This is a genomic window from Kangiella spongicola (assembly GCF_003194565.2).
Taxonomy (GTDB): Bacteria; Pseudomonadota; Gammaproteobacteria; order Enterobacterales; family Kangiellaceae; genus Kangiella; species Kangiella spongicola.
The window spans coordinates 538,565-545,949 of sequence record NZ_QICH01000003.1 but is presented as its reverse complement, the minus strand read 5'-3'; the positions used below and the strand labels follow the sequence as shown (position 1 = coordinate 545,949).

Below are 7,385 nucleotides of genomic sequence, written 5' to 3'. Positions count from 1 at the left end.
TTTTTGCTTGGCGACCATAGAGAGTTGGAACCACCTGATCCCATGCCGAACTCAGAAGTGAAACGACTCATCGCCGATGGTAGTGTGGGGCTTCCCCATGTGAGAGTAGGTCATCGCCAAGCGCTTAACAACAAAGCCCTAGCAGCAATGCTAGGGCTTTTTTATTACATGTTCGAAAAGTTAATGTCTTATTACCTGGGCAACCGCTGAATTTATTCCGACCAATTTATAGCGCTTCCTCCTTCCTTGTAGGTCTTACCTTATGGGGCAGACCCTCGCATACCCTGAAGGGCACGTGTGCGCTTATACAAAAAACCAGCTTAAGGTTGTTTGTTTATGGCTGGAGTTTACTAATTCCCCACTATTTCAGTCACAATCCTCTTAATATAAGGTAACCATATAACTATTTTTCAGATAAAACTTCCATTCTTTCTTACTTGTTTTAACCTTTTTCAACCTTCGATCCAAACATATTGACTAGTTTTATTTAGCCCTAAGAAGCTAGTATATGTGCTATATTAATTTTTTAATTATTTTTTGGGGGAATTATGGGTGTATCTATCTTAGAGCTTTGGCTAGCTATATTGTTAAGTGGATTGTTTGCTTGGATAGCTAGCGCAATCATTCACATGGTAATTAAGTATCATAATACTGATTATAAGAGATTAAATGATGAAGATGCTTTATCGGATTCATTATCTAAGTCCGGAGATAAGGTGGGGCTTTATACATTGCCTCATTGTGCGGACTTTAACGAGATGAATGATCCAGCAGTTCAGGCCAGATTTAAGAAGGGTCCTGTTGCAATTGTGACTATTTTTGAAAATGGTCTACCTCCAATGGGTAAGCTTTTATCTTTTCAGCTGTTGTATTTCATCGTTGGTAGTTTGTTTGTAGGTTATATCGGTAGTATTTCCTTAACCTCAGCTGCTTCTTCTTTAGAGATCTTTCAACTACTTTTTGTTTCTGGTTTTATTTGCTATGGCTGGGCTTCAATCCCTTACAGTATCTGGTTTGGTCACCCTTGGTCCGTTACTTTAAAGTACCTTATTGATGCTTCCATTTACTCCGCTGTAACAGCCGCTACATTTTGTTGGTTATGGCCAGTATCAGTTTAATAAACTTTATCTGTTATATCTTTAATAAGCCTATGATTTCATAGGCTTTTCTGCTTCTTTTGTAGACTTTTGTATATAGTCTAGACAGTATTAATAATTTTTTATTGCTAGCGAAAGGTATGGGTTGGTGAAGTTTTTTATAATTACTATTTTTAGCATATTTACTGTTGGCTGTTCCGATTTGTTTATTAGGGGCATGGATGAGATGAACGCAAGCATGGGTGGTCAGAGAGCATGTGTTAAGGAGTCTAATTTTAATGTAACTTCTTATGATGGCTTTTCATATAAAACCGGTGGTTTATGTAACGATTGGCAGGGACAAATTAAAAATTACACTACTTACACCATCCGCTGTGCTAATAGAATTAATGGCACTGAAGCTAATACTATATTTGCTAAGCCAAGAGAAACTACTGAGTTAGAGCACATTGGTCCAATGTCTGGCTCGCTTAACTATAAATGCGTGAAATGGTCAAAATCGGTTGAGGTTTGGAGGGATTATCCTGAGCATTCTTACCAAATATTAGTTAAAGTCGACTCTGCCAAGAAGTTTATAAGCGTAAAAAATCTTTCCTCAAGTCAACGTAAATGCTTTATAAAGGATGAAAATGACCGTGTATTAACACAAAGTGTCATTGGACAAGGGCAAATACTGCGGTGGGTTAAAGCACCTTCTGGTGATTTTTTCACGAATTGCTTATATGTTTAATTTTATATTTTTTGACACAATTGGCCTAGCTATGCCGTCTAATATTTAAAATGGTTAAGTGGAATTACTTTGTCTTTTAATCAGAACTGTTCAAAAAAGATCATAAAAAGGGCGCAAAGGGGTGATAAATTTGCTTTAACTCAGATTTATCATGCCTATAAGCAACCGATCTTTAACTTGGCGTTTCATATGTTAAGAGATGAACATAGAGCAAATGATGTCTTGCAAACGGTCATGCTCAAGATGATGGATAGTATTTCGTCTTTATCGGACAGTAATAAGCTGAATGGCTGGATAAAGAGGCTGAGTTATAACTCTGTGATAGATATTATTAGAGCAAATCAACGATTTGACACAGTTTCTAACAATGAATCGTTTGATTATTCGGCTAGCGAATCCCTTTCCATTATTAATAGTGCTCACTGGGATTTAGAACATTATCTTGAGATATTAGATGAGCGCGAAAGAATAGTTGTTTGGCTCTATGCAGTAGAAGGCTATAGCCATAAAGAAATATCACAAAAGTTAAGTGTTTCTGAACAAAACTCACGCGTGATATATAGCAGAGCTATAAAGTGTTTAAAGCAGTTGGTTAAAGAGCAAGAGAAAACCAATAGTAGAGCAGGTGTTAGTAATGAATAAGCAGACAGAGAATGAATTAAGAAGTAAGTTAAAGACTGAGCTTTTGAATTCTACAGTGTGTCAGCCGAGCCCTGAACAGGATGCAGTCTTTCAAACAAACTTAGAGCAATTCATCGCAAAGGAACCTGCTCGAAAGAGATTTAGCAAGCCTACTTGGCATATTGCTGCTGTGTTTTTAATTACCATAGGTTTTGCAGCAGTAATAACTCAAAACTATTTCGGCATAGGCAGTGTAGGTTCTGACGATTTAAGTTCAAAACCTTCAATGTCCATATCAGAGCTAATAACCGCTTCAAACGAACTAGAAGCTGAAATTGCTAAGATTCAGACAAGCCATAACAATACATTACCCTATATCGAGATATTGAAAATTCGCGAGGATATTGGTGAATTAGATGATGCAATTAATCAGTTTTACCAGTCGGGACAAGTATCTTCAAAAAATGATATTCAAGCGTTATGGTATAAAAGACTAGAAATGACAAAGCAGCTTAAAGGCTTGTACACCAACCAATATGTAATGGCTAGGATTTAGTATGAAAAAAAGCTTTTTGCTTATTATTTTAATAATATTTTGCATATACAATGCTTCGCAGGCGTCTGAGTTAGTTAATCCAAAAAGCCAAGCATTACTTGATGATATTCGTATTGATATTAGTGACTCAATGTCTCGCATCATGGATTTCGAATCCAGTGAGTGGAATGTCTACCTAAGCAAACCTGAAGAAAATAATGTTAGCCTCGGGATTATAGTGGAGCCGAGCTCTAAAACTGTTCTATCAGTGTCGTCCCAAGGGATGGGTGCTTCGATGGGACTGAAAGTCGGCGATATTCTTAAACGTATAACTATTAATAGCGTAGTTCACGAAAAAAGTTATCAAAGAATCGAAGCGAGTAGTGGCGATAAAGTTTCTGCATTTGTGACAAGAGATGGTGCGAACATAGAGCTCAACACAGTGATTCCTAATAATGTCACTCCGCACTGGCAATTATTCGCTAGCCCTAGTAACGAATTAGTTTTTGATACTGAAAATAATCAGCTCAAAACTCAGATGTTTCAATCTAATGACTCAGTCGAAATCTTAGAAAAGCTACAAGGCCGAATTAATTTGATGCTAAGTGATATTCAGCGCCTGGAAGCTGAGGCTGATAACGTTGAGTTTCAAGTTGATTTATCACAAAAAACTAAGAGCGAGACTCGTTTTGGAATAACTATTGATAAAACTACAAACCAGGTTATACGAGTTGATGAAGGGGGGAGTGCTGATTCCTTGATGCTCCAACCCGGTGATTATATTAAAAGCATCAGGGTTAATGGTGAAAGACTTAAAGATATTTCTGAATTAACTCTTGCTGATGGCGATAAGCTCGATGTTAGTGTTGAGCGTGACAATCAACAGTTAAATTTAACGACACAAGTACAGTCAAAGTTAATCCCTGCGTGGAGGTTTGTAGTCGAAAAAGAAGCACAATATCCTGACACTGCTTGTGGCGTTGTGACCTTGTTGATGACACCTAAAATCGCTCAGGATATATACAACGTTGAGGCCGCTCAGCTCGATGGAGATAACGTAATCTCGAGCAAAGTTATTTTTAAATTAAAGGCTGGGGCACATTCTTTTAAACTATACGACAAAATTCCGTCGGATAAAGTCGTTTCAAGTTTTCGACAGCGCAGACCCTATAAAGTTGGGAAAACATTCGAGGTTAAAATTGAGCCTAACAAAAGATATTATTTAGCGGCAAAGTTTGACCGAACTAAGCGCTGGAAAACTAAAGATGGCGAATATTGGGAGCCGATGCTGTGGAAGGTTGAAGACTATGAGTGCTCTTTATAGGCAAAGAGCACTCGGTTATTCATGAGCTAGGCTAAGAATGCTTTAGCTGTATCAATGATTTTAGCTTTTGAGAAAAGGAAATGACGCTTTTTGCCACCTACTTGTTGCCATAAAACCGCACTTCGAATAGCTGCAAGAAGCAGGGCGCGAATTTTTGATTGATTGCCAGCTTGCTGCAAATATTGGCTGCTACCAGTCACTTGTATTTTTGTTGGGTACGTTGAAATAGTATCTTTATAAATATGCGCTAGTTGTTCGATGAGATCGTGATCAATCTTTTCTTGGTATTCATAAAGTCGATTAGCTTGGTTGACCCTCGAAGCCATCACTTGTTTCATATTACTATCCGCTAAAAAACGCTTCTGTAAACTAATGACGGACACAAGGTAGCGACTTAGATCTGCGTCGGTTCGCGGGCCTGATAAAAGATCGATCAAGGTTTGAAAACCTGTGCTGAGATATTTGTGGCTTCCGTATACTGCTTCAGTGCTATCTGCTTCAGTTTTTAGGATGCTAACAAGCATGGTTTCCATATCGATAGGGTCTGTTTGCCCAGTTCTAGAGATATCTTTTACGCAGTTGATGGCTTGGCAAATTCCAGCCAGTGCAATTACAGAGTCTGAAAAATTATAGTGAGTCATATTATTTCTGTGTACTTTCTATTATGCCGCCACCAAGGCAAATATCGCCGTCATAAAATACAACAGACTGGCCTGGGGTAACAGCTCGTTGTTCTTCATCAAATGTTACCAACCACTCGTCGTTATCTTGCTTAGTTACTGTACAACTAACATCTGCTTGACGGTAACGAGTTTTAGCAGTGCAACTGAATGTTTCAGCAGGGGCTTCTCTGGCCACCCAGTCGAGTTGCTTTGCTATGAGTGATTTGCTCATTAGAAGAGGGTGCTCATGGCCTTGAGCTACGATTAGCACGTTTCTCTCTAAATCTTTTTGTGCAGCAAACCATGGTTCTTCTGGCGCGTCTTTTAAGCCGCCGATGCCGAGACCTTTTCGTTGACCTAAAGTGTGATACATCAGACCGTTATGTCGCCCGATAACTTCACCTTCGGGGGTTTCTATATCTCCCGGCTGAGCAGGTAAGTACTGCTGTAAGAAATCGGTGAATTTACGCTCACCAATAAAACAAATGCCAGTACTATCTTTCTTTTCTGCAGTCACAAACCCTTGCTCTTCAGCTATTTGTCTTACTTCAGGCTTTTCTAATTCTCCGACAGGGAACAAGGTGCGACCAATCTCTTCATGGCCTACAGCGTAGAGGAAGTATGATTGATCTTTGTTATTGTCTAAGCCGCGTAAAAGCGTCGCTTTATCATCTTTTTCACCACGACGAACATAGTGACCAGTGGCGATATAATCGGCACCAAGTAACTTAGCGTAATCAAGAAATGCTTTAAATTTAATTTCTTTATTACACATAATGTCAGGGTTAGGTGTACGTCCAGCTTTGTATTCAGCTAAAAAGTGTTCAAATACATTGTCCCAGTACTCTGCGGCAAAGTTAATGGTACGTAACTTAATGCCAAGTTTGTCGCAGACAGCTTGAGCGTCAGCTAAATCTTCAGCCGCTGAGCAGTACTCAGTATCATCATCTTCTTCCCAGTTCTTCATGAACAAGCCTTCGACTTGATAGCCTTGTTGTTGAAGAAGATATGCTGAGACTGATGAGTCTACGCCTCCAGACATACCAACGATGACTCTAGTGTCCTGAGGTGATTTGTGTTGTGTATTCATAGTTTATAGCTGGTCGTACAGATAGTTTAGGCTTTGCTGCTGTAATAATTCTTCATCACCGCTGTAATGCAAAGCGTTTAATGGGAAGCGATAACCGTTGAGGTAATCTTGTAAACATTTAACGATAAGGCCGCTTCTGTGAGCATTAATACACTCGGTAATCTCTTTTAAAGTTAACCAGTGCGCTGCGATAATATCGGGGTCTTGTGGCGAAGTTTCAAGGCTACCGTTGATTGAGCCGGTAAAACAAAAACGTTGGTAATAATTGCCGTTGCTAGCGGGGTTTAATGTATAAACTCCTACCAAGCTTTCGGGCTCAAAATCTAGCCCAGTTTCTTCTTTAACTTCTCGAACAATCGCTTGCTCAATACTTTCGTCAGGATCCAGGTGTCCAGCGGGCTGATTAAACGCTATTCCGCCGTTTGAAGTATGTTCTTCAACCATTAAGAATTTGCCCTGTGATTCAATCACAGCTGCAACGGTTACATGGATTGGGAGCATATTGAGACCCTGATACGAATAATCGCGTATCATAGCTTATTTGTGGCTTTTACTGAACCTTTTACGGCCTTTAAACTGTGCAGAATGCGGACTTTGGCTCTTATTTTTACTCGGACTCTCGACTTTAATGACCTGATATTCGCCCGGACTAAGAGCGTCTAGTGACCATGGGCCTATTTGAGCTCGTATTAAGCGTAGAGTAGGGAAGCCAATCGCGGCTGTCATGCGACGAACCTGTCTGTTTTTGCCTTCTCTGATAGTCAGTTTTAACCAGGTATCCGGAACATTCTTACGCGCTCGAACGGGGGGATTTCGTGGCCAAACGTTAGGAGCTTGCATGATTTCCGCTTTTGCCGGTTTGGTTTTGTACTTTTGAATCGTTACACCGTGGCGAAGAGGCTCTAAATCGTCATCGGTAGGTGCGCCTTCTACTTGGACCCAGTAAGTTTTCGCCATTTTATTTTTGGGATTAGCGATTTGGTGCTGGAGCTGGCCATCATCGGTTAGCAGTAGTAAGCCTTCGGAATCTTTATCCAATCGCCCAGCTGGGTAGACTTTCGGAATATCGATATAGTCAGCCAACGTAGAATCGTCTGGCTCTCCAGTAAACTGGCACAAAGTATTGAAGGGCTTATTGAAAAGTACAAGCTGACTCATGCAGTGATTAATAAACGTACGATTTGAATATGGTGAACTATTGTAACGGACTATAGAAACAGTTTCATGGAAATCAGAAATAAAGATGCAGTATTGGGAATGCAGGATTTGTAGTTTTCGCGTATAATGTCGCGCACTTCATTCATAAAGGCATGGTCATTATTACTA

Annotated in this window: 9 protein-coding genes and 1 rRNA gene; 6 read left to right on the top strand and 4 right to left on the bottom strand. The window is 39.8% G+C overall.

Features of this window, described 5'->3' with window-relative positions; translation table 11 throughout:
• Positions 1-6 precede the first annotated feature (6 nt).
• From rrf to DL796_RS11300, 6 genes are all read left to right on the top strand, one after another.
• Positions 7-122, top strand: a 5S ribosomal RNA gene (gene rrf / locus DL796_RS11325).
• Between the two features lie 426 nt (positions 123-548).
• Complete coding sequence (locus DL796_RS11320; RefSeq protein WP_110201801.1) at positions 549-1,118, top strand: hypothetical protein; 570 nt, start codon at positions 549-551, stop codon at positions 1,116-1,118.
• Between the two features lie 127 nt (positions 1,119-1,245).
• On the top strand, positions 1,246-1,827 hold the full coding sequence (locus DL796_RS11315; RefSeq protein ID WP_146205089.1) for a hypothetical protein: 582 nt from the start codon (positions 1,246-1,248) through the stop codon (positions 1,825-1,827).
• A gap of 69 nt (positions 1,828-1,896) precedes the next feature.
• Positions 1,897-2,469 (top strand): RNA polymerase sigma factor, encoded by a 573-nt coding sequence (locus DL796_RS11310; RefSeq protein WP_170114260.1) that lies wholly within the window; start codon positions 1,897-1,899, stop codon positions 2,467-2,469.
• Positions 2,462-3,004: a hypothetical protein gene (locus DL796_RS11305; RefSeq protein WP_110201798.1), complete on the top strand. Its 543-nt coding sequence runs from the start codon at positions 2,462-2,464 to the stop codon at positions 3,002-3,004. The genes DL796_RS11310 and DL796_RS11305 overlap by 8 nt, the downstream gene beginning before the upstream one ends.
• A gap of 1 nt (position 3,005) precedes the next feature.
• On the top strand, positions 3,006-4,307 hold the full coding sequence (locus tag DL796_RS11300) for a hypothetical protein (protein WP_110201797.1): 1,302 nt from the start codon (positions 3,006-3,008) through the stop codon (positions 4,305-4,307).
• Between the two features lie 26 nt (positions 4,308-4,333).
• Here DL796_RS11300 and hflD read toward each other — a convergent pair whose 3' ends face one another.
• Genes hflD through DL796_RS11280 form a run of 4 tightly spaced genes read right to left on the bottom strand, consistent with a single transcriptional unit; the run spans position 4,334 to position 7,217 of the window.
• A complete protein-coding gene (gene hflD, locus DL796_RS11295; RefSeq protein WP_110201796.1) occupies positions 4,334-4,948 on the bottom strand; it encodes a high frequency lysogenization protein HflD in 615 nt (204 codons plus the stop codon).
• Between the two features lies 1 nt (position 4,949).
• Positions 4,950-6,059, bottom strand: a complete 1,110-nt coding sequence (gene mnmA, locus DL796_RS11290) for a tRNA 2-thiouridine(34) synthase MnmA (RefSeq protein WP_110201795.1) — start codon at positions 6,057-6,059, stop codon at positions 4,950-4,952.
• Positions 6,060-6,062: 3 nt separating this feature from the next.
• Complete coding sequence (locus tag DL796_RS11285; RefSeq protein WP_110201794.1) at positions 6,063-6,560, bottom strand: NUDIX hydrolase; 498 nt, start codon at positions 6,558-6,560, stop codon at positions 6,063-6,065.
• Positions 6,561-6,596: 36 nt separating this feature from the next.
• Positions 6,597-7,217 (bottom strand): pseudouridine synthase, encoded by a 621-nt coding sequence (locus tag DL796_RS11280; RefSeq protein WP_110201793.1) that lies wholly within the window; start codon positions 7,215-7,217, stop codon positions 6,597-6,599.
• Positions 7,218-7,385: the final 168 nt, after the last annotated feature.